This is a genomic window from Micromonospora sp. NPDC005707 (genome assembly GCF_040631005.1).
Classification (GTDB): domain Bacteria; phylum Actinomycetota; class Actinomycetes; order Mycobacteriales; family Micromonosporaceae; genus Micromonospora.
This window is the reverse complement of record NZ_JBEXYR010000008.1, coordinates 193,561-215,326: the sequence shown is the minus strand read 5'-3', so window position 1 is coordinate 215,326 and position 21,766 is coordinate 193,561. Positions and strand designations below refer to the sequence as shown.

At 73.7% G+C, this 21,766-nt stretch carries 22 protein-coding genes; 14 read left to right on the top strand and 8 right to left on the bottom strand.

What is annotated here, in order from left to right; all coding sequences use genetic code 11:
- Positions 1-76: 76 nt before the first annotated feature.
- The 3 genes from ABZ452_RS18425 to ABZ452_RS18415 all read left to right on the top strand — a co-directional run bounded on the left by ABZ452_RS18425 (position 77) and on the right by ABZ452_RS18415 (position 1,717).
- A complete protein-coding gene (locus tag ABZ452_RS18425) occupies positions 77-856 on the top strand; it encodes an NAD(P)H-binding protein (RefSeq protein ID WP_357944086.1) in 780 nt (259 codons plus the stop codon).
- 37 nt (positions 857-893) lie between these two features.
- Entirely contained in the window at positions 894-1,088 is a 195-nt protein-coding gene (locus ABZ452_RS18420) for a hypothetical protein (RefSeq protein WP_357944084.1), read from the top strand.
- Positions 1,089-1,168: 80 nt separating this feature from the next.
- The gene (locus ABZ452_RS18415; protein WP_357944082.1) at positions 1,169-1,717 is read left to right on the top strand and encodes a YbaK/EbsC family protein; all 549 of its coding nucleotides are present in this window, start codon (positions 1,169-1,171) and stop codon (positions 1,715-1,717) included.
- 36 nt (positions 1,718-1,753) lie between these two features.
- Here ABZ452_RS18415 and ABZ452_RS18410 read toward each other — a convergent pair whose 3' ends face one another.
- The 4 genes from ABZ452_RS18410 to ABZ452_RS18395 form a co-directional block, all read right to left on the bottom strand.
- Complete coding sequence (locus tag ABZ452_RS18410; RefSeq protein WP_357944080.1) at positions 1,754-2,386, bottom strand: DsbA family oxidoreductase; 633 nt, start codon at positions 2,384-2,386, stop codon at positions 1,754-1,756.
- Between the two features lie 20 nt (positions 2,387-2,406).
- Positions 2,407-2,832: a SufE family protein gene (locus ABZ452_RS18405; RefSeq protein WP_357944078.1), complete on the bottom strand. Its 426-nt coding sequence runs from the start codon at positions 2,830-2,832 to the stop codon at positions 2,407-2,409.
- A gap of 69 nt (positions 2,833-2,901) precedes the next feature.
- On the bottom strand, positions 2,902-3,321 hold the full coding sequence (locus ABZ452_RS18400) for a CBS domain-containing protein (RefSeq protein WP_357944076.1): 420 nt from the start codon (positions 3,319-3,321) through the stop codon (positions 2,902-2,904).
- Positions 3,322-3,376: 55 nt separating this feature from the next.
- Positions 3,377-5,146: a proline--tRNA ligase gene (locus tag ABZ452_RS18395; protein ID WP_357944074.1), complete on the bottom strand. Its 1,770-nt coding sequence runs from the start codon at positions 5,144-5,146 to the stop codon at positions 3,377-3,379.
- 68 nt (positions 5,147-5,214) lie between these two features.
- Here ABZ452_RS18395 and ABZ452_RS18390 point away from each other — a divergent pair, with 68 nt between their 5' ends.
- Together ABZ452_RS18390 and ABZ452_RS18385 are read left to right on the top strand one after the other, a co-directional pair.
- The gene (locus ABZ452_RS18390) at positions 5,215-5,589 is read left to right on the top strand and encodes a VOC family protein (protein ID WP_357944072.1); all 375 of its coding nucleotides are present in this window, start codon (positions 5,215-5,217) and stop codon (positions 5,587-5,589) included.
- A 28-nt stretch (positions 5,590-5,617) separates the two neighbouring features.
- The gene (locus tag ABZ452_RS18385; protein WP_357944070.1) at positions 5,618-6,391 is read left to right on the top strand and encodes a class I SAM-dependent methyltransferase; all 774 of its coding nucleotides are present in this window, start codon (positions 5,618-5,620) and stop codon (positions 6,389-6,391) included.
- A 150-nt stretch (positions 6,392-6,541) separates the two neighbouring features.
- Here the strand turns inward: ABZ452_RS18385 and ABZ452_RS18380 are convergent, their stop codons facing one another.
- Positions 6,542-8,074: a PQQ-binding-like beta-propeller repeat protein gene (locus ABZ452_RS18380; protein ID WP_357944068.1), complete on the bottom strand. Its 1,533-nt coding sequence runs from the start codon at positions 8,072-8,074 to the stop codon at positions 6,542-6,544.
- Positions 8,075-8,340: 266 nt separating this feature from the next.
- The gene (locus ABZ452_RS18375; protein ID WP_357944066.1) at positions 8,341-9,933 is read right to left on the bottom strand and encodes a hypothetical protein; all 1,593 of its coding nucleotides are present in this window, start codon (positions 9,931-9,933) and stop codon (positions 8,341-8,343) included.
- A 279-nt stretch (positions 9,934-10,212) separates the two neighbouring features.
- On the opposite strand from ABZ452_RS18375, the gene ABZ452_RS18370 reads away from it, so the two are divergent.
- The 3 genes from ABZ452_RS18370 (at position 10,213) to ABZ452_RS18360 (ending at position 12,402) form a co-directional block, all read left to right on the top strand.
- Positions 10,213-10,983, top strand: coding sequence for an SGNH/GDSL hydrolase family protein (locus ABZ452_RS18370; protein ID WP_357944064.1), 771 nt, complete (start codon positions 10,213-10,215; stop codon positions 10,981-10,983).
- Positions 10,984-10,986: 3 nt separating this feature from the next.
- Positions 10,987-11,433 carry a hypothetical protein gene (locus ABZ452_RS18365; protein ID WP_357944062.1) on the top strand — a complete coding sequence of 149 codons (447 nt, stop codon included), beginning with the start codon at positions 10,987-10,989 and terminating at the stop codon, positions 11,431-11,433.
- Between the two features lie 66 nt (positions 11,434-11,499).
- Positions 11,500-12,402 (top strand): sulfurtransferase, encoded by a 903-nt coding sequence (locus ABZ452_RS18360; protein WP_357944061.1) that lies wholly within the window; start codon positions 11,500-11,502, stop codon positions 12,400-12,402.
- On the opposite strand, the gene ABZ452_RS18355 is transcribed toward ABZ452_RS18360, so the two are convergent.
- A complete protein-coding gene (locus ABZ452_RS18355; RefSeq protein ID WP_357944059.1) occupies positions 12,399-12,971 on the bottom strand; it encodes a TetR family transcriptional regulator in 573 nt (190 codons plus the stop codon). The genes ABZ452_RS18360 and ABZ452_RS18355 overlap by 4 nt on opposite strands.
- A 103-nt stretch (positions 12,972-13,074) precedes the next feature.
- Between ABZ452_RS18355 and ABZ452_RS18350 the strand changes: the two genes are divergently transcribed.
- Positions 13,075-14,229, top strand: coding sequence for an FAD-dependent monooxygenase (locus ABZ452_RS18350; protein WP_357944057.1), 1,155 nt, complete (start codon positions 13,075-13,077; stop codon positions 14,227-14,229).
- 6 nt (positions 14,230-14,235) lie between these two features.
- Here the strand turns inward: ABZ452_RS18350 and ABZ452_RS18345 are convergent, their stop codons facing one another.
- Complete coding sequence (locus ABZ452_RS18345) at positions 14,236-15,435, bottom strand: MFS transporter (protein WP_357944055.1); 1,200 nt, start codon at positions 15,433-15,435, stop codon at positions 14,236-14,238.
- Positions 15,436-15,548: 113 nt separating this feature from the next.
- On the opposite strand from ABZ452_RS18345, the gene ABZ452_RS18340 reads away from it, so the two are divergent.
- The 5 genes from ABZ452_RS18340 to ABZ452_RS18320 all read left to right on the top strand — a co-directional run bounded on the left by ABZ452_RS18340 (position 15,549) and on the right by ABZ452_RS18320 (position 21,690).
- On the top strand, positions 15,549-16,175 hold the full coding sequence (locus tag ABZ452_RS18340) for a TetR/AcrR family transcriptional regulator (protein ID WP_357944053.1): 627 nt from the start codon (positions 15,549-15,551) through the stop codon (positions 16,173-16,175).
- A 96-nt stretch (positions 16,176-16,271) separates the two neighbouring features.
- Entirely contained in the window at positions 16,272-17,609 is a 1,338-nt protein-coding gene (locus ABZ452_RS18335; protein WP_357944051.1) for a biotin carboxylase N-terminal domain-containing protein, read from the top strand.
- A 151-nt stretch (positions 17,610-17,760) separates the two neighbouring features.
- Positions 17,761-18,681 carry a hydroxymethylglutaryl-CoA lyase gene (locus ABZ452_RS18330; protein WP_357944049.1) on the top strand — a complete coding sequence of 307 codons (921 nt, stop codon included), beginning with the start codon at positions 17,761-17,763 and terminating at the stop codon, positions 18,679-18,681.
- A gap of 245 nt (positions 18,682-18,926) precedes the next feature.
- Positions 18,927-20,459 carry an acyl-CoA carboxylase subunit beta gene (locus ABZ452_RS18325; RefSeq protein ID WP_357944047.1) on the top strand — a complete coding sequence of 511 codons (1,533 nt, stop codon included), beginning with the start codon at positions 18,927-18,929 and terminating at the stop codon, positions 20,457-20,459.
- 82 nt (positions 20,460-20,541) lie between these two features.
- Positions 20,542-21,690 carry an acyl-CoA dehydrogenase family protein gene (locus tag ABZ452_RS18320; protein WP_357944045.1) on the top strand — a complete coding sequence of 383 codons (1,149 nt, stop codon included), beginning with the start codon at positions 20,542-20,544 and terminating at the stop codon, positions 21,688-21,690.
- Positions 21,691-21,766: the final 76 nt, after the last annotated feature.

Genomic DNA, 21,766 nt, shown 5'->3' with positions numbered 1-21,766 from the left:
TGCCGCACAGCCGGTCACCTCCGGTCGGGCGTCACCGTCGAGGAAGGAGCGAGCGGCGTGGCGAGGGGAGAACGAGATGCGGGTGCTGGTGACCGGGGCGAGCGGACGGCTCGGGCGGGTGGCGCTGCCCCGGCTGCGCGACGAGGGGCACACCGTCCGCGCCGTGAGCCGGCAGCCCCGGAGCGACGCCGGAGTGGAGTGGGTGGCGGCCGACCTCGCCACCGGTGAAGGGCTGGCCGCGGCGGTCGACGGGGTCGATGCGGTGCTGCACCTGGCCTCCTCACCGAACCGGCGCACGCACGAGATCGACGTGCTGGGCACCCGCCGGCTGGTGCTGGCCGCCGGACACGCCGGGGTGGGCCACCTGGCCTACGTCTCGATCGTCGGCGTCGACCGGGTGCCGCTCGGCTACTACCGGCACAAGCTCGAGGCCGAGCAGGTGGTGGCCGCCGGACCGGTGCCGTGGAGCGTCCTGCGGGCGACCCAGTTCCCGGAGTTCCTGGAGGAGTTGCTGCGGGCCGCGAGCCGGCTCGGCCCGGTGCTCGGGGACCGGAAGGTGCTCGCCCAGCCGGTCGACCCCGGCGAGGTGGCGGGACGGCTCGCCGCGATGCTGACCGCCGGTCCGTCGGGCCGGATCGAGGAGTTCGGCGGCCCGGAGGTGCTCCGCTACGACGAGGCGGTCCGCGCCTGGCAGGCGGCCCGGCGGTCCCGCCGCCCGCTGCTGCCGGTGCGGATCCCGGGGCGGCTGGGCCGGGAGTTGCGCGCCGGCGGGCTCACCACCACCGCCACCCCGACCGGCACCCGCACCTGGGCCGACCACCTCGCGGACACGTACGGGGGATCCACCCGGAGATGAAACCTCTTGCGGTTCCGGGCCGCCCTACCGTGGCCGCATGCTGGTCTTCCTCACCACCGTGATCCTGTACGTCTTCGGCTTCGTCTTCCTCTACGGCGTGATCCGGCTCGGGGTCCGGCACGGCATCGAGGACGTGGAGACCCACCGCGTCAACCAGTTGCGGGCCGAGGAGCTGGCGGCCCACCAGGACCGCACGTTCGCCCGCGAGAACGCCTTCCTCACCGGCAGCTGACCCGCGGCCGGTCCAGGATTCGGGCCGGCCGGCACGTCGGTCAGCGGAGCCGTCCGCCGGGTGCGAGGATCGCACCCGTGATGGGGACGCTGAAGACCGAGCCCGCCCGTACCCGCCCGGACCTGCTGGCCGCGCCGGTGGCCGCCGCGATCGAGCGGTGGCCGGACGAGGCTCCCGTGGACGTGGACGACGTGCTGGTCGCCCCGATCGACGCCGAGCTGGCCGACACGGCGGCGTTCTGCGCGGCGTACGAGGTGGGGTTGGACGAGTCGGCCAACTGCGTGGTGGTCGCCGGCAAGCGGGGCGGCGAGACGCGCTACGCGGCCTGCATCGTGCTCGCCACCACCCGGGCCGACGTGAACGGCGTGGTCCGCCGGCTGCTCGACGTGCGGAAGGCGAGCTTCGCGCCGATGGCCGAGGCGGTCGAGCTGACCGGGATGGAGTACGGCGGGATCACCCCGATCGGGCTCCCCGAGGACTGGCCGATCCTGGTCGACTCGCGCGTGATCGCCATGCCGCACGTGATCATCGGGTCGGGCGTACGGCACAGCAAGATCGCGTTGCCCGGGCCGGCGCTCGGCGCGCTGCCCGGGGCAACGGTGGTGGAGGACCTGGCCCGACCGGCCTAGGCCGTCACCCGCATCGATCTTGTTCCACGTGAAACATCACGCTGAGGCCTCGCGCTGCGCCACCTCGTGGAGGGCGGCCAGCAGGGTCTCCGGCTCCTGGGCGCCGGTCACGGCGTACTTCCCGGCGAGCACGAAGGTCGGCACGCTGGAGACGCCGAGCTGGTGCGCGGCGCTCAGGTCGGCGGCCACCTCCCGGCGGCCGAGGTTCGACTCCAGGTACTCGCGCGCCTCGGTCTCGTCCAGGCCGACCTCGCCGGCCAGCTTGACCAGCGCGTCGGTCGACCCGACGTCGACACCGTCCTGGAAGTGCGCCCGGTAGAGCCGCTCGACCACCTCGGCGGCCCGGCCCCGCTCGGTGGCGAACCGGACCAGCCGGTGCGCCTCGAAGGTGTTCGCGGCCACCGCGCGGTCGAAGTGCATGTCGATCCCGGCGCCCTTGGCGACCTGGGTGACGTGGGTGGCCATGCCCTCGGCCTTGTCCCGGCCGCCGAACTTCGCGCCCAGCGCCTCGATGAGCGGCTTCGGCTCGGTCACCGGCGTCGGGTCGAGCTGGAACGGCCGGAACCGGATGCTCACCTCGCCGTCGTACCGCTCCAGAGCCTGCTCCAGACGGCGCTTGCCGATCCAGCACCAGGGGCAGACGACGTCGGCGTAGATCTCGATCTCCATGACCAGCGACAACCCGTCGATCAGGAGATCTGTTCCCGCACCTGGCGCTTCAGCCGGGCCAGGATGGCGGTGCCGCCGCGGATCCGCAGCGGGCTGATCGCCTGGGCCAGGCCCATCCGCTGGTAGAGGTCGTCCGGCACGGCCAGCACGTCCTCGGCGCTCGCCCCGGCCAGCCCCTCGGCGAGGATGCCGGCGAACGCCCGCGTCGTCGGCGCCTCCGGCGGGCAGTCGAAGATGGTGCTCACCGTCTTGTCCGGGTTGACCTCGGCGCGCAGGAAGAAAGCGGTCTGGCACTCCGGGACCTGCTCCAGGTCGCCCCGGTCCACGCCCTCGGGCAGCGGCGGGATCACGTCGGAGAACTCCAGCAGCATCTCCAGCACCACGTCGCGTGGGGCGGCCGCGAACTCGTCGACGATCTCGGCCAGCTTGCTCGGCATCTCGGACATGACCGCCAGGCTACCGCCGTGGACCCGGCGCCCTCCGGGGTCGGCCGGGAGGGCACCGGGTCGGGCGGGTCACATGTTCGGGGCGGCCTCACTGATGTCGCTCAGGGCGGAGTTCGGGTCGAGCTGCATGGCCAGGTCGCCGAGGGAGACGATGCCGACCAGCTTGCGGTCGCTGTCGCAGACCAGCACCCGCCGGATGTTGCGCTCGCGCATCAGCGCGGCCGCCTCGCCCGCCGTGCAGTGCTGCTCGATCATCACCACCTCGCGGGTGACGATCGCACCGATCGTGGTGCTGCCCGGGTCGGCCCGCTCGGCCACCGCCCGCACCACGATGTCGCGGTCGGTCAGCATGCCGGCCAGGGTGGCTCCGTCGGTGACCACGACATCGCCGATGTCCGACTCCTTCATCACCCTGGCCGCCTCGTCCAGGGGAGTCTCCGCGGGCAGGTAGACCACCTGCTTGGTCATCACGTCACTGACCCGGTACATGAGAGCCTCCGAAACACCTTGGTCGATCCGTCTGCGGTACCCCGTGGCGCGTCCGCTACACCCGGTCGCGGCGCGCCCCACGCGCCTCGTCGAGCAGGCGCTCGACCAGGCCGTCCACCGGCAACTCGATCCGCTCGCCGGAGGCCCGGTCGCGCAGCTCGACGTACCCCTCGGCCAGCCGGCGGCCGACCACGACGGCGCGCGGGATGCCGATCAGCTCGGCGTCGGTGAACTTCACCCCGGCCGAGACGTGGGTGCGGTCGTCGACCAGCACCCGCAGGCCGGCCGCGGAGAGGCGCCCGCCGAGCTCCAGCGCCGCGTCGAGCTGCGGACCCTTCCCGGCCGCCACGAGGTGTACGTCGCACGGCGCGACCTCGGCCGGCCACACCAGCCCCCGGTCGTCGTGGTGCTGCTCGGCCACCGACGCGACGGCCCGTGAGACGCCGATGCCGTAGCAGCCCATGGTCGGCCGGACCGGCTTGCCCTCCGGGCCGAGCACGTCGACCGCGAAGGCGTCGGTGAACCGGCGGCCGAGCTGGAAGATGTGCCCCACCTCGATGCCCCGCCGCATGGTCAGCTCGCCGTCGCCGCAGGCCGGGCAGGGGTCGCCCGGGCGCACCTCGGCCGCCTCGATGGTGCCGTCCGGCACGAAGTCCCGCCCGCACACCACGTCGGTGGCGTGCCGGCCCGGCTCGTTCGCCCCGGTCAACCAGGCGGTGCCGGTGACCACGCGCGGGTCGACCAGGTAGCGGACCCCGTGCTTGGCCAGGATCTGCGGCCCGAGGTAGCCGCGGACCAGCTCCGGATGCGCCGCCCAGTCCTCGAAGACCGCCACCGTGGCCGGGTGCAGCGCCGCCTCGACCCGCTTCAGGTCCACCTCGCGGTCCCCGGGCAGCCCAATCACCAGCAGATCCGCCTGCTCGGCGCCGGGCCGGCGCACGGCCAGCACGACGTTCTTCAAGGTGTCGGCGGCGGTCCAGTCGGTCCGGCCGGCGAGCGCGCGGGCGTTCGCCAGGTCGACCAGCGACGCGATGGTCGGCGTCTCCGGGGTGTCGTGCACCGCCACGGCCGGGTGGGCCTCGGGGTCGCCGGCCGCCGGCGCGCGGGTCACCACGGCCTCCGTGTTGGCCGCGTAGTCGCAGGCGGTGCAGCCGACATAGGTGTCCTCGCCCACCGGCGTGGCGGCCAGGAACTCCTCCGACGCCGAGCCCCCCATGGCCCCGGACATCGCGTGCACCACGGTGAAATCCAGCCCGAGCCGGGTGAAGATCCGCTGGTACGCGTCGCGGTGCCGGTCGTACGCCTTCTGGAGCCCGGCCTCGTCCAGGTCGAACGAGTAGGCGTCCTTCATGAGGAACTCGCGCCCGCGCAGCAGGCCCGCCCGCGGCCGGGCCTCGTCGCGGAACTTGGTCTGGATCTGGAACAGCGTCACCGGGAAATCCCGGTAGGAGCTGAACAGGTCCTTCACCAGCAGCGCGGCCATCTCCTCGTGGGTCGGGGCGAGCAGGTGCTCGGCGCCCTTCCGGTCCTCGAGGGTGAAGATGTCGTCGCCGTACTCCGCCCACCGCCCGCTGGTCCGGTACGGCTCGGCCGGGAGCAGCGCCGGGAAGTGCACCTCCTGGTCGCCGATCGCCGCCATCTCCGCGCGGACGATCTCGGTGACCCGGTCCAGCACCAGCTTGCCCAGCGGCAGCCAGGTGTAGCCGCCCGGTGCGGCGCGACGGACGTAGCCGGCGCGGAGCAGCAGCCGGTGGCTCGGCACCTCCGCGTCGGCCGGGTCCTCGCGCAGGGTCCGGAGCAGCAGGGTCGACATGCGCAGCAGCATTGAGGCAGCGTACGGCGGCGGGGATCGGCAGGCGATCATATTCGCCGCCGTGTGGGTAGTAGAGGGGTATGGATGAGAGGCCCCGGCTGACGATGACGACGACCGTGCTGGACGCGCCCGACGCGCGGCAACTGGCCGGCTTCTACGAACGGCTGCTCGGGTGGGCACGGGAAGAGGACGAGCCGGACTGGGTCGTCCTGGCCGCATCCGGGGGCGGCGCCGGGCTGGCGTTCCAGACCGAGCCCGCGTACGTGCGCCCGGTCTGGCCCGCGGGCCCCGGCGAGCCGCAGATGATGGCGCACCTCGACATCAAGGTCGACGACCTCGACGCGGCGTCGGCGTACGCGGTGTCCCTGGGCGCCACGGTCGCGGACTTCCAACCCCAGGACGACGTCCGGGTGCACCTGGACCCGGCCGGCCACCCGTTCTGCCTGTACCTCTGAACCGCGGCGAACGGCCTACGCTGCCGTCATGACCACGACGCCGTCGGCCCGCGCGGTCAGCCAGTACGCGACGACGACCGGCAACCTCACGGCCCGGATCGCGCTGCACGACCACGGCACGAACCCGCAGGGCTGGTTCGCCTGGCTCGACGAGCGGTTGCCGCTGGCCGGCGACGTCCTCGAAGTGGGCGCCGGCACGGGGAAGCTGTGGAGTCAGGTGGACCACCGCGGGCGCGGGCTCCGGCTCACCCTCACCGACTTCTCGGCGGCGATGTGCGTGCGGTTACGCGACGTCCCCGGTGCCCGGGTCGAACGGTGCGACGCCAGCCGGCTGCCGTTCGCCGACGCCAGCTTCGACACCGTCGTCGCCAACCACATGCTCTACCACCTGGACGATCCGGCCGCCGCGCTGCGCGAGTTCGCCCGGGTCCTCCGCCCCGGCGGCCGGCTCGCCGCCGCCCTCAACGGCAGTGACCACCTCGCGGAACTCAACGCCCTCGCGGTGGCCGTCGGCCGCCCCGATCTGGCGCTCGGCTTCCACCAGAACGACGTCACAGCCGAGACCGGACCGGGGTACGTGGCTCGCACCTTCACCGGCGTCACGGTCGAGCGCTATCCGTGCGACCTGGACGTGCCCACCGTGGAGCCCGTCCTCGCCTACCTCGCCAGCATGGCCGAGGAGCCACTAACGCCCGCGCAGCGGTCAGCCGCGGGCGACCTGGTCCAGGCCCGGATCGACGCCGAAGGCAGCTTCCGCGTGCGCAAGCACACGGTGCTGATCACCGCCTCTCGATCTGGCTGATAGCAGCGCGGGCTTCCGATCGGTGCGGCGCCGCCGAGTGGAACGCCATGGAGGTCACCGGCGCGTTTTGACCTCCATGGCGCTCCACCGACGGACGATCGCCCGTCCCGGCGCGCTCGGGCCGGTGGTCCGCCCCTCAGGCGGTCCCGGTCAGCGGAGAACGGTGATCGCCCGGTCCGCGACGACGTGCTTCCAGGGCACGATCACCACGACCCCGTCGCGCTCCATGACCTTGGCCGACTCGCCCTCGAAGCCGGCCGAGAGCGGCCCCTCCGCCACCACGCTGACCTTGCCGGTGGCCGGGTCGATGCGGACCAGGCGCGGCGGGAGCTTCTTCCGGTCGCCGGCCTCCCAGGCGAGCACGCCCTGCTCGTCCTGGCGGATCAGCTGGACCTTGCTGCCGCTGTGGCCGGAGGAGATCCAGCGCTTCTTGCCGGTGGCCAGGTCGATCGCGACGATCTGGTTGGCCGACCGCCCGGTGCCCGGCACCGGCTTGGGGAAGGTCGGGTAGTAGAGGGTGTCGTCGCTGACGAGGCACTCGTAGATCGCCGGACCGTCGATCGCGTTGGACCGGTTCGGCGGCACGTCCCACAGCTCGACGCCGTCGATCGGGTCGGTGAAGGAGGCCACCTCCTTGCCGGTCCGCGGGTCCCGGATCGTGTACGCGTCATGCCCGAGCCCCGGCAGGCCCACCGGCGGCTGCACGCCCAGCACACCGTCGATGAGCTTCGACTCGGGCAGCCGCTGCCGCCAGCGCACCTTGCCGGTGGCCGGGTCGAGGGCATCCACCTCGCCGCCGCGCGGACAGCCGTAGGTGACCACCACCAGCTCGTCGGCGGCCCGCATGTCCTTGAACCCGCAGTCCCGCCCCGGCAGCAGCTTCTTGCCGGTGGTGCGCCAGAGCTGTTTCCCGCTGGCGAGCGACAGCCCGATCATGGTGTCCTCGGAGCGGACGATCACCTGCTGACCGGCGACCGACAGGTCCGGCGCGGTCAGGGTGTCGCGCCCCTCGATGACCGGCGCGGGGAACCTGGCCTGCCAGGTCACCTTGCCGCTGTTCAGGTCGACCCCGGCGACGGTGTTGCAGGACTTGTCGGAGCCGACCGCGACCGCACCCCGCCCGTCGGTCACGGCCTGGGCCGCGACGCAGACCGAGGTTCCGTCGGGCGCGGGGGCACCCCAGGCCTGCCCGCCGTCGGAGAGCCGGTAGGCGAGCACCCCGTCCGCCTGCGCCCGAACCACGTTGTCGCCGACCAGCCAGGCGCCGAACATGTCCTCCTGGTCGAACGCGGTGAGCCCGGTCATGCTCTGCCGCTCGGGGAAGTCCAGCACCCAGGCGGTCTTCAGATCGCCGTCCCCGCCGGAGCCTCCGCCGATCAACCGGGAGACGCCGTAGGCGGTGCCGGCGCCGACGGCCAGCACGGCCACCAGGCCGCCGGCCAGCAGCAGCGCGAGACGTCCGCGCCGCTTGGGCGTCGCCGGGGGGCTACCGCCCGGCCCGGCCCAGCCGCTCGGCGGGTACGCGCCCTGCCCCGCCACCGGGTACGTCGGCTGCCCGGCCGCCGGGTAGGGCGACTGTCCGGCCACCTGATACGGCGGCTGCCCGGCCACCGGGTGCGGCGGCTGGCCGCCCACCGGGTAGGACGCCGGCTGGCCGGTCACCGGGTGCGGCGGCTGCGGCATTCCGGGGTACGGGACCTGTGGCGGTCCGGCCTGCGGCAGGCCCGGATGCGGCACGCTCGGCTGTGGCGGCTGCGGTGCCGTCGACTGCGGAGCCGGCGCAACCGGCGGCGCGAACGGCGCGCCGGGCTGCGGCGGGATCGACGGCTGAGGTGCTGTGGCCGGCTGCTGCGGCCACGGCTGCTGCGGCGCGGCTGGCCAGCCGCCGGATGCCGCGGGCTGGTCCGCGGGGACCTGTGGGTTCGTCATCTCGTTCGCTCCGTTCCCGCTCAGCGCGCCTGGGCCCGCACGTACGCCGCCCAACCCGTCTGGAACTGGGCCAGCGGGACGCCGAGCACCTGCCGGCTGGCCTGGTCGGCGGTGGCGCCCTGGTAGCGGGCGGTCACGAACTGGAACAGCTTCTGCTCGCCGTACTTCTCCGCGAGGTGGGTCATGGCCGCGTGCCCGAGCCAGTAGTGGAAGCTGGTCCGCCCCGAGAGGTCCCAGTCGGCGTTGCCCGGCAGCGTGCCCTCCCAGTCGCCGGAGCGGACGATCGACCGTGCCTGCGGGGTGCGGCCGCTGGACCGCAGCGGCTCACCCCGGTGGGCCAGGTACTCGGCGAAGCCCTCCACGATCCAGTTCTCGATGCCGTCGAAGAAGTCCTGCTTGTCGGCGTCCTCCAGGCTGGCGACCAGGGAGTGGCCCACCTCGTGCCGGAAGATCTCCCGGGGCCCCCGGGTGTTGCCGGCGGCGAAGAACGACCGGTCGGCCACGTCGATCACGATGCGGCTGCCGCCGATGTCAATGTCCTGCTTCCGGTCCGCGGAGATCATGCCGATCGAGACGCCGGCCTCGGTGGTCTTCTCCTTGTTGATCCGGTAGAGCGAGCCCAGGTCCTGCTTGCCCTTGACCAGGCTGATGACGAAGCCCTTCGGGATGTCCGCGGTGACCCCGCCGGCCCGCCACGCGGCGAAGTCGTCGGCCACCGCCGCCTCGGCGGCCGGTGCGTACCGCTTCGCCTCGGCGGCCAGCGCGGCGTCGGTGATGACCAGGGTGTGCGCGGTGCGCTCGACGTGGATCTCGCGCCACTTGTCCCAGGGGCCGGGGTAGTAGACCGTCTTCGAGCTGCCCAGCGCGGCGGGCGCCCCGGTGACCGCGGTGACCTTGAGCGGGGCGCCCTGGCCCTCCCGGACGACGGTCCAGCGGTACCACTCGGCGACCGGGGTGAGGTCGTACCCCTCGAACTGGTGCACGAAGGAGACGTCGAGCTGGAAGCTGACGCCGCGGCCGAAGCTGTCGGTGGTCCGCCCCTGCTGGGCGACGGTGCGGTACTGGCCGACCGCCAGCGGCAGCTTGCCCAGGTTGGCGAAGAGCCGGGTCTGCCCGGCGACCAGGTCCTTGCGGGCCGGGTCGAAGGGGGCCAGGTAGCCCTTCAGGTCCTTGTCGGCGAGGGCCTTGCTGTGCCGGGCCAGCAGCTCGTCCAGCTCCTGCTGGGTGACGGTCACCCCGTTGGCCGCGGCGGCGGCCTTCGGGGCCGCGTCCTCGCCGCGCTCGCTCAGCCCGACGCCCACGCCGATCGCCGTGCCGGCGCAGAGGGTCAGCACCAGCGCCCCGACGCCCAGCCCGATCCAGAGGCCGCGCCGCGACTTCGGCTGCGGCGGCGGGGCCGGCGGGTACGGCCCGAAGCCCGGCTGCCCCGGCCCACCGGGGTACGCCCCGAAGCCCGGCTGGCCCGGCCCGCCCGGCGGCCCGTAGCCGGGCGCGGCGGGGAAGGCCGGCGGTGCGACCGGGTACGCCTGGCCCGGCGGTGGGACCGGGTACGCCTGGCCCGGCGGGTGCGGCTGACCGTCGGCCGGGAAGGCGGCCGGGTGTCCCTGGGTCATGCGTTCCTCGTTCGCGCCGTCGCTGACCAGCCGCAGCGGCGGGTGCCTCCCACCTTCGGACCGGATGACGGGCAACATCATCCCCGGTCCGGCGGACGGATTCTGCCCCGGACCCACCAAGCGGGACATTTGTCCTGATGACTCTGCTCACGCTCGCCGCCGATGACCTCCGCCACGTCCGCGCAGGGGGCGGGCGGCGGGAGCCCGTTCGGTGCGAGACTGGCCGACGCAGCTCTGCCGGGTCAGGCAGCTCTGCCGGGTCGGTCAGAGGGAGGCGCAGTGCGCTGGCGCAACTTCGTGGCGGTGGGCGACAGCTTCACCGAGGGTATGGACGACGCCTACCCGGACGGCACCTACCGGGGCTGGGCCGACCTGGTCGCCACCCGGCTCGCCGCCGAGGCCGGCCCCGACTTCGGTTACGCCAACCTGGCCATCCGGGGCCGGCTGTTCCCGAACATCGTGGCCGAGCAGGTGCCGGCCGCCCTGGCCATGAAGCCCGATCTGATCAGCTTCGCGGCCGGCGGCAACGACGTGCTGCGCCGTACCTTCGATCCGGACGCCTTCGTGCCCCGCTTCGACGAGGTGATCGCCCGGCTGCGCGCCGGAGGCGCCGACGTGGTGCTGTTCCGGTTCGCCGACGTGATGGCCCGGCTGCCCGGCCAGCGGCTGGTGGCCCCCCGGGTGAACCTGCTCAACCGGGTGGTCGGCGAGGTCGCCGAGCGGCACGGTGCCACCCTGGTCGACCTGTACGCCGACGACACCTACCTCAACCCGCTGCTCTGGAGCACCGACCGCCTGCACCTGTCGGCGGCCGGGCACCGGCGGGTGGCCGGGCAGGTGCTCGCCGCGCTCGGCGTGGCGTGTGACGAGGATTGGCTGCTGGTGCCGCCGCATCCGGCGCCCACGCCCTGGCTTGCCGCCCGGGCCGCCGACCTGCGCTGGGCCGGCCGGCACCTGGCCCCGTGGATCAAGCGCCGGCTGACCGGCCGCTCCTCCGGCGACCTCGTCACCGCCAAGCGGCCGGTGCTCGGGCCGATCACTCTCGACTGACGGGTGCGGACCCTGCACGCCGCGCACCTGCTGCGGCTCACCCTCGACGACGAGCCCCGGCCGGGTCACGCCGTGCTGGTGAGCGGCGACCGGGTCGAGGCGGTCGCGCCGCTGGACGAGTTGACCGGGGCGTACCCCGGGGTGCGGCTGCGCCGGTGGGCCGCCGTGCTCGGGCCGGCGCTGGTGCACGACGGGCCGCTGCCGCCCGCGCCGACCCCACGCGAGCGGGTGCACGCCCTGTTCCGGCGGGGAGCCGCCGCGGTGCTCGCCGACCACGTCACCGATCCGGCGCTGCGGGCCGCCGCCGCGCGCAACGAGGTGGCGGTGCTCGCCACCGCCCGGCCGCCGGCGCTGGTGGTCGGCGGCCGGGCCGACCTGGCGGTCTTCGCGGCCGACGGTTCCTGCCTGGCCACGGTGGTCGCCGGCCGGCTGGTGCACCGCCGCGCCTGACCGGTGTTCGCCCCACCACACGGGATGGCCGGTCGCGGTGCGGTGATCCGGCGTACCTTGGGGCTCATGCCTGTGCCGAGCGATCCGAACCCGCACCTCCAGTCCTACGCCGACCCGCAGCGTCTGGTCACCACGGAGTGGCTGGCCGAGCACCTGGGGGACGAGGGCCTCGTGGTGGTCGAGTCCGACGAGGACGTGCTCCTCTACGACACCGGCCACATCCCCGGCGCGGTGAAGGTCGACTGGCACACCGAGCTGAACGACCAGGTGACCCGCGACTACCTGGACGCGAAGAGCTTCGCGGAGCTGTGCGCCGCCAAGGGCATCGGCCGCGGCGACACGGTGGTCTTCTACGGCGACAACTTCAACTGGTGGGCCGCGTACGCGCTCTGGGTGTTCGCGCTCTTCGGCCACGCCGACGTCCGGCTGCTCGACGGTGGCCGGCAGAAGTGGGTGGCCGAGGGACGCGAGATGTCGAAGGACGCGGTGACCCGGCCGCGCGCCGACTACCCGGTGCCGGACCGGAACGACGCGCCGATCCGGGCGTTCCGCGACGAGGTGATGGCGCACGTGACCGCCGGCCGGCCGCTGGTCGACGTGCGGTCGCCGGGTGAGTACACCGGCGAGATGCTGCACATGGCGGCCTACCCGCAGGAGGGCGCGCTGCGCGGCGGGCACATCCCGGGCGCGGTGAGCAAGCCGTGGAAGGCCGCCGCGAACGACGACGGCACCTTCAAGGCGGTGGACGAGCTGCGTGCGATCTACGTCGACCAGCTCGGGCTGAGCCCGTCCGACGACGTGGTGGCCTACTGCCGGATCGGCGAGCGGTCCAGCCACACCTGGTTCGTGCTGCACCACCTGCTCGGGTTCCCGCGGGTCCGCAACTACGACGGCTCGTGGACCGAGTGGGGCAACCTGGTCCGGGCCCCCGTCGTGCAGGGCGAGGAGCCGGGCAGCTTCTCCGGTTAGGCCGGTCGGCCGGTCAGGTAGCGCTGGAGGGTCGGGGCGACCCAGGCGACCACGTCCTCCGGCGTCATCTCCACCACCGGCGGCAGCCGGACGATATAGCGGGTGAAGGCCAGGCCGAGGGTCTGACTGGCCACCAGGCCGGCCCGGCGGGCGGTGGTCGCCGGGTCGGTGCCGAACCCGGCCACCGCCGCGGCGAGCTGGTCGGCGAAGAGCAGGCGCATCCGCTCGGCCGCTCCCGGGTTGGTGCTGGCGGCCCGGAGCAGCGCCGCGAGGGTCTCGTCCCCCTCCCACCGGGCGAGGAAGTGGCGCACCAGCGTCTCGCCGAGCCGGTCCGGCGGCACGGCGGCCAGGTCGGGCAGGCGCAGGTCGAACTCGGCCGCCGCGGCGAACAGCCCTTCCTTGCTGCCGTAGTAGCGCATCACCATGGACGGGTCGATATGCGCGTCGGCGGCGATGGCCCGGATGGTGGCGCGCTCGTAGCCGTCGGCGGCGAAGCGTTCGCGGGCTGCGCGCAGGATGGCTGCGCGGGTGGCGTCCGAGCGGCGGGCGCGGGGTGCCGTGTCGGTCATGCCCACAACTGTAGGCCAACAAGCGTTGACATCGAAACCGACGCGCGCCTACCGTTGTCAACACCTGTTGGCAAACAGTTGTTGGCAACCCTGGAGGTGGGCCATGCTGCCCGAGCGCACCGACGTCCTCGTGGTGGGGGCCGGGCCGACCGGCCTGGCCGTCGCCGCAACCCTGGCCGGGCACGGCGTGACCGCGACCGTGGTGGACCGGCTCGCCACCCCGCCGGTCACCTCGCGGGCGGCCGTGGTGCACGCCGGCACCCTGGAGGTGCTGGACCGGATCGGCGTCGCCGCCCCGCTGGCCGCCCGCGGGCTGCCGTCGACCCGGTTCACCGTCCGCGACCGCGACCGGGTGCTGCTCACCGTCCCCTTCGACCGGTTGCCGTCCCGCTACCCGTACGCGCTGCTCGTCTCCCAGGCCGAGACCGAGGCGGTGCTCGCCGACCGGCTCACCGCCCTCGGCGGCCGGGTGCTCCGGCCGTACGAGCTGACCGGCCTCGACCTCGACGGCGCCGGCGCCACCGCCACGTTCGCGGGCGGCGAGACGGTCCGGGCCCGGTGGGTGGTCGGCGCCGACGGCATGCGCAGCCCGGTCCGCGAACTGGCCGGCATCGACTTCGGCGGGCCGGCCGACCCCGGCGAGTCGTTCCTGCTCGCGGACGTCCGGGTGGACAGCACGCTGCCCCGCGATCAGGTCAACCTCTTCCTGGCCCGGCAGGGTCCACTGGTCTGGGCGCCGCTGCCCGGCGGACTGGTCCGGCTGGTCGCCGCGGTGGCCGACGCGCCGCCCGAGCCGGGGGCGCGGCACTTCCAGGCGCTGCTCGACGAGCGGGGGCCGGCCCGGCGCCCGGACCGGGTCACCGACGTGTGCTGGAGTTCCCGGTTCCGGATCCACCACCGGATCGCCGGCAGCTACCGGTCCGGCCCGGTGCTGCTCGCCGGGGACGCGGCGCACGTGCACAGCCCGGCCGGCGGGCAGGGGATGAACCTCGGGCTGCGCGACGCGATCGCCCTCGGCGACACGCTCGCCGCCGTGCTCGCCGGGGCCCCCGACACGCTCCTCGACGGGTACGCCGCCGCCCGCCGGCCGCTCGCCGAGGAGGTGCTGGGCTTCGCCGCCGGGCTCACCCGGCTCACCGCCGTCCCGCCGGCCGCCCGCCCGCTGCGCGACCTGCTGCTCCGGGCCGCCTCCGGGCTGCACCCGGTCCGGCAGCGGCTCGCCGTGCGGCTCGCCGGGTTCGAGCCGGCCGGCCGGTGACCCGGCTCAGGCGGTCCCGCGCAGCGTTCCCCACGCGCCGGCCGTGACCAGGGCGAACACGACCGCCGCCGCGCCGACCACCGGGCCCACCCCGTACGCCTCGCCGGCGAACCCGGCCAGCGCCGCCCCGAGCGGTGCGGCGGCCAGGCCGACCACGCGCTGCGCCGCGCCGACCCGCCCGAGCAGGTCCCGCGGCACGTGCCCCTGCCCGTACGCGGACCACAGGCTGTTCCAGATCGTGGTGCCCGCCGCGAACACGGCCAGCGCCACGCCCCCGGTCAGCGGGTTGCGGGCCAGGGCGAACCCGGCCAGCGCCACGGTCTGCCCGAGCAGCACCGCGCGCAGCGCGGGCAGCGTGCCGAACCGGGTCGCCACCCGCCCGGCGACCAGCGCCCCGAGCAGCCCACCGACCACCACTCCCGCCGCGAACAGCCCGTAGCCCTGCGGCGGCACCCGCAGCGCCCCGAGGGCGTAGAGCACCAGGACCGCCATCAGACCGCTGATCGCCAGGTTCGACCCGGCCGAGGCGACGGCGATCCCCCACAGCACCCGGTCCCGGCGCACCCACCGCATGCCGGCCCACGCCTCCTGCCACACGCCGGGCCCGGCCGGCCGGGGCGGTGCCGCCGGCAGCGGGCGGAGGGCGAGGACGAGGGCGGCGGCCAGGGCGAAGGTGAGCGCGTCCACGGCGAACGGGAGCGACGCGGCCAGGGCGAAGAGGACGCCGGCCAGCGGGGTGCCGAGGAGCCCGCCGGCCACCGCCGTGCCCGCCTGGAGCCGGCCGTTGGCGGTGGGCAGCGCCGCCGGCGACACCAGCGACGGGAGCAGCGCGAAGGCGGACGCGTCGAAGAGCGTGCCCAGGGTGGCGAGCAGGAACGCCGCGGCGGCCAGCGCGGCGACCCCGGCCCGGCCGGAGGCGACAAGCCCGGCCAGCGCGGCCACCACCACGGCCCGGGCCCCGTCCACCGCCGCCATCGTGCGGCGCCGGTCCCACCGGTCGGCGTACGCGCCGCCGAGCAGCCCGAACAGCAGCGGTGGGAGCTGCCCCGCCACGGTCACCGCGGCGATCGCCCGGGGGTCGCGGGTGAGCGCGGCGGCCAGCAGGGCAAGGGCCGGCGTACGCAGGGCGTCGCCGAACCGGGACGAGACGGCGGCGGACCAGAGCAGCCGGTAGTCCCGGCCGAGCGCGGTGGCGGTAGCGGTCATGCCGAGGGACCCTGCGGCCTGAACCGGGTCGAGGGTCAAGCGGCGGCGGGTGTGAGGCGACCGACGGGTAACCGAGGCTCCACCAGCTTGGGCGCGCGGACTAGGCTGGCCCGGTGGCGGTGGAACAGCAGGCGCGGGGCGCGGCGAACGGCGCGACGGGTGCGGGCCGGCGCCGGTCCCGGCGCGACGAGATCCTGGAGATCGCGGTCGGGCTCTTCGCGGCGCGCGGCTACCACGGTGTGTCGATGGACGACATCGGCGCCGCCGCCGGCGTCACCGGCCCGGCGCTCTACCACCACTTCGCCGGCAAGGAGGCGATGCTGGTCGCCGCGCTGATCCCGGTCAGCGAGGGGCTGCTCGCCGGTGGGAAGGAACGGGCCGCCAACCACCCCGACGACCCGCGCGGCACGCTGGAGTCGCTGATCGACTTCCACGTCGACTTCGCGCTGGCCAACCCGGCGGTGATCGCCCTGCACCTGCACGAGCTGGACCGCCTCCCGGACGAGCCGCGCCGCCGGATCCGCCGGCTCCAGCGGATGTACGTCGAGGAGTGGGTCGTCGTGCTGACCGCCCTGCACCCCGGGCTGCCGGACGGCGAGGCACGGGTGCTCGCGCACGCCGCGTTCGGCCTCATGAACTCCACCCCGTTCCTCGGCGGGGAGGTGGACCGCCGCCGCCGGGCCGAGCTGCTGCGCGGTGCGACGCTGGCCGCGCTCCTCGCCCCCACGGACCCGGCCTGACGCCCGACGTGCCTTAACGTCCGTTAAGCACGCGCGCCGTCCGCGTGTTATGAAGGGGCCCCTGCTATGCAAGAGGCGTCAAGAAGGGACCCTTCCTTGTTCGAATCGCTGTTGGTGGCCAACCGTGGCGAGATCGCGCGCCGGATCATCCGCACCACGAGGAAGCTCGGGATCCGCGCGATCGCGGTGCACTCGGAGGCCGACGCCGGGCTGCCCTTCGTGACCGAGGCCGACGAGGCGGTGTGCGTCGGCCCGGCCAATCCCGCGCTCAGCTACCGCAACGTCGAGGCGATCCTCGCCGCCGCGCGGGACACCGGCGCCCAGGCCATCCACCCCGGCTACGGCTTCCTGTCGGAGAACGCGGACTTCGCCCGTACCGTCGAGGCCGGCGGCCTGATCTGGGTCGGGCCCGGCGCGGACGCGATCACCGCGATGGGCGACAAGATCAACGCCCGGAACCTGATGGCGGCGGCCGGGGTGCCGGTGGCGCCCGGCACCACCGAGCCGGCGGCCGACCTGGCCGCGGCGGTCAGCGCCGCCGCGGAGATCGGCTACCCGGTGATGGTCAAGGCCGCGGCCGGTGGCGGCGGCATGGGCATGGGCGTGGCGACCGACGAGGCCGGGCTGCGCACCGAGTACGACAAGGTCCGCTCGTTCGCCGAGCGGATGTTCGGCGACGGCTCGGTGCTGATCGAGCGGTACTTCCCCCGGGTACGCCACGTCGAGGTGCAGATCCTCGGCCTGGCCGACGGCCGGGTGGTGGCCCTCGGTGAGCGCGAGTGCTCGGTGCAGCGGCGCAACCAGAAGCTGGTCGAGGAGTCCCCGTCCCCGGCGGTCTCGCCCGAGCTGCGTGAGCGGATCCTCGCGGCGGCCGTGCGGGCGGGCGAGGCGGTCAGCTACCGCAACGCGGGCACCGTGGAGTGCCTCCTCGATCCCACCACCGGTGAGTTCTTCTTCCTGGAGATGAACACGCGGCTGCAGGTCGAGCACCCGGTCACCGAGTACGTCTACGGCGTCGACCTGGTCGAGGAGCAGTTGCGGGTGGCGGCCGGCCTGGCACCGACCTTCGACCCGGACGCGCTCGCGCCGCGCGGGCACGCCATCGAGCTGCGGATCAACGCCGAGGACCCGAAGCGCTTCCTGCCCGGCCCGGGCGCGATCAGCACCTGGAACGAGCCCGCCGGCGAGGGCGTACGCGTCGACTCCGGCTACGTCGCCGGCAACACGGTCACCCCGTTCTACGACAGCCTGATGGCCAAGCTGATCGTCAGCGGCGCGATCCGGGACGAAGCGGTCGCGCGGGCGAGGGCGGCGGTGGCCCAGTTCGAGATCGCCGGCCCGAAGAACAACCTCCCGTTCTTCGCCGAGCTGCTGGAGAACCCGGAGTTCCTCTCCGGCGACTACGACACCGGCATCGTCTCCCGCATGCGCTGACCCCGCCGCCCTCTCCGGGTTGATCATGAAGTTAGCGGCGACAAATCGGGCAGAATTTGCCGCTAACTTCATGATCGCCGGCGGGGGCCGGCCGGGTGGGATGCTGGACTTCGACCCATCACGTAACACCGTCACAGTGAGGTGACCCCTTATGGCGGAACTGCCGGACTTCGTCTCCATCCGGGAGGTCGGGCCGCGGGACGGGCTCCAGAACGAGGAGCCGATCCCCACCGACGCCAAGGTGCGGCTGCTCGACGCGCTCTCCGGCACCGGCGTGCGGCGGATCGAGGCCGTCTCGTTCGTGCACCCGAAGGCGATCCCGCAGATGGCCGACGCCGACGAGGTGTGGCAGCGGGCCGCGAAGGCCGACGGGGTGCGCTATTCCGCGCTGGTGCCGAACACCCGCGGCGCGCAGCGCGCCCTCGCCGCCGGCTTCACCGAGATCGAGGTGGTGGTCTCGGCCAGCGACACCCACAACCGACGCAACGTCAACCGGTCCACCGAGGAGTCGCTCGACGACATCGCCGAGCTGATCGACCTGCTGCACGGCGCGGGCGCGACCGCCGAGGTGATCGTGGCGACGAGCTTCGGCTGCCCGTACGAGGGTGACGTCGACCCGAAGCGGGTGGCCGGCATCGTCGACCGGGTCGTCCGGGACGGCGCCGACCGGGTGGCCTTCGGCGACACCACCGGCATGGGGACGCCCCGGCGGGTCCGCGAACTGGTCACCGCGGTCCGCGACCGCAACGCCCACCTGCCGGTGCTCCTGCACTTCCACAACACCCGGGGCACCGCCCTGGCCAACATGCTCACCGCCATGGAGCTGGGCATCACCGAGTTCGACGCCAGCGTGGGCGGCCTCGGCGGCTGCCCGTACGCCCCGGGCGCCAGCGGCAACCTGGCCACCGAGGAGGCCGTGCACATGCTGCACGACATGGGCATCGACACCGGCATCGACCTGGCCGCCCTCATCGAGGCGGCCGAGCTGGCCGAGCACCTGGTCGGCAAGAAGCTCCCGTCCGGCGTCCTCCGCGCCGGCCCCCGCACCCGCCTGACCCCAATCCCCTCCTGACCCCCCCCGACCCTCCGCCCCGCCCCCCACGGGCCAGGGGCGTTGATCATGAAGTTATTGCCACGACACGCCGCGGCGGAGGGCAATAACTTCATGATCACCGGGGCGGCGGGGCGGGGTCGGCGGTGGGCGCCGGGTGTGCGCAAGGCGGGTAGGTCGCCGGAGGGGGCGGGAATGCGCTAGCCTAACGATCGTTCAGGTCGGTCGGTGCGCTCACGAGGCGGCCGGTGGCAATGGGAGTCGGCGTGACGCTCGACGGTGAGGCTTTGGAGCAGCTGCGCAAGCGCGCCCGGGCCGGCGGTGCGGACAAGTACCACGCGGCGAACGCCGCGAAGGGCAAGCTCTTCGCCCGCGAGCGGGTCGCGTACCTGGTCGACGAGGGGTCCTTCGTCGAGGACGGGCTCTACGCCAACGCGATGGCCGAGGGCCTGCCCGCCGACGGCGTCGTCACGGGCACGGCCACCATCGACGGCCGGCCGGTCTGCCTCATGGCGAACGACTCCACGGTGAAGGCCGGCAGCTGGGGCGCCCGGACCGTCGAGAAGATCATCCGGATCATCGAGCGGGCCTATTCGACAAGCGTCCCGATGGTCTACCTGGTCGACTCGGCCGGCGCCCGGATCACCGACCAGGTCGACCTCTTCCCCGGCCGGCGGGGCGCCGGCAAGATCTTCTGGAACCAGGTCCGCGCGTCCGGCGCCATCCCGCAGGTCTGCGCCCTGTTCGGGCCGAGCGCGGCGGGTGGGGCCTACATCCCGGCGTTCTGCGACGTGGTGGCCATGGTCGACGGCAACGCCAGCATGTACCTCGGCTCGGACCGGATGGTCGAGATGGTCACCGGCGAGAAGACCACGCTGGAGGCGATGGGCGGGGCCAAGGTGCACTGCGCCGAGTCCGGCGTGGGTCACTTCCTCTGCAAGACCGAGAACGACGCGCTCGACGTGGTGCGGACCTACCTGTCCTACCTGCCGTCGAACTGGCAGCAGGAGCCGCCGGCCGCCGAGGCCGTGGACGCGCCGGAGAAGGCCGACCTGGCCGCGCTGGTCCCGGCCAGCGAGCGGCAGGCGTTCGACATGCGCCGGTACGTGAAGGGCCTGCTCGACGAGGGCAGCTTCTTCGAGATCCAGGCGCTCTGGGCCAAGGAGCTGACCATCGGCTTCGGCCGGCTGAACGGCGAGGTCGTCGGCGTGGTCGGCAACAACTCGATGTTCAAGGGCGGCGTGCTCTTCGTCGACTCGGCCGACAAGGCGACCCGGTTCGTGCAGCTCTGCGACGCGTTCAACGTGCCGCTGCTGTTCCTGTCCGACGTGCCCGGGTTCATGGTCGGCAGCGCGGTGGAGAAGCAGGGCATCATCCGGCACGGCGCCAAGATGATCACCGCGATCTCCGAGGCGACCGTACCCAAGATCTGTGTGGTGGTCCGCAAGGCGTACGGCGCCGGCCTCTACGCGATGGCCGGCCCCGGTTTCGAGCCGGACGCGACGATCGCGCTGCCCACCGCGAAGATCGCGGTGATGGGGGCGGAGGCCGCGGTCAACGCCGTCTACGCCAACAAGATCGCCGCGATCGAGGACGAGGCCGAGCGGGCCGCGTTCGTCGCCGCGAAGCGCGAGGAGTACGAGCGCGACATCGACATCGTCCGGCTCGCCAGTGAGCTGGTGGTGGACGCCGTCGTCGAGCCGCACGAGCTGCGCGCCGAACTGGTCCGCCGGTTCGCCGCCGCGCGCGGCAAGGAGCGGCACTTCGCGAAGCGCCGGCACGGCGTCACCCCGGTCTGATCCACCCGGACCCGCACCACCCGACCCGGCGCCACGAGCGCTCGGCGGCCCGTCCACAGAGGCATCCCATCAGGAGGATCAGATGGACTTCCGGCTCAGCGAGGAACAAGAGGCGCTGCGGGAGAGCGTGCGGGACTTCGCCCGCGAGGTGGTCGCCCCGGCCATCGCCGAGCACTACGAGCAGCACACCTTCCCGTACGAGATCATCCGCCAGATGGGCAAGATGGGCCTGTTCGGCCTGCCCTTCCCCGAGGAGCACGGCGGCATGGGCGGCGACTACTTCGCGCTCTGCCTGGCCCTGGAGGAGCTGGCCCGGGTCGACTCCAGCGTGGCCATCACCCTGGAGGCGGCGGTCTCGCTCGGCGCGATGCCGATCCACCGCTTCGGCACCGACGAGCAGAAGGCCCGGTGGCTGCCGAAGCTGCTCAGCGGCGAGGCCCTCGCGGGCTTCGGGCTCACCGAGCCGGGCACCGGCTCGGACGCGGGGGGCACGCAGACGAGGGCGGTCCTGGACGGCGACGAGTGGGTGATCAACGGCTCGAAGGCGTTCATCACGAACTCCGGCACCGACATCACAGCGCTGGTCACGGTCACCGCGGTCACCGGCATCCGGCCGGACGGCTCGAAGGAGCTGTCGACCATCATCGTCCCGTCCGGCACGCCGGGCTTCACCGTGGCGCCCGGCTACTCCAAGGTCGGCTGGACCGCCTCCGACACCCACGAGCTGACCTTCGACGACTGCCGGGTGCCGGCGGCGAACCTGCTCGGCGAGCGCGGCCGGGGCTTCGCCCAGTTCCTGCGCATCCTCGACGAGGGGCGCATCGCCATCGCGGCCCTGGCCGTCGGCCTCGCTCAGGGCTGCGTCGACGAGTCGATTCGGTACGCGAAGGAGCGTGAGGCGTTCGGCCAGCCGATCGGCGCGTACCAGGCGATCCAGTTCAAGATCGCCGACATGGAGATGAAGGCGCACACCGCGCGGCTCGCCTACTACGACGCGGCCGCCCGGATGCTGGCCGGCGAGCCGTTCAAGCGGCAGGCGGCCATCGCCAAGCTGCACGCCAGCACCATCGCGGTGGACAACGCCCGCGAGGCCACCCAGATCCACGGTGGCTACGGCTTCATGAACGAGTACCCGGTGGCCCGCTTCTGGCGTGACTCCAAGATCCTGGAGATCGGCGAGGGCACCAGCGAGGTGCAGCGCATGATCATCGCCCGCGATCTCGGCATGTGAGCGGCGCCCGTCCGGGCCGGTCGGGCCCGGGCGGGTCCACCGTCTGTCGGATATCGGCAGTGGACGGTCGGCTGCC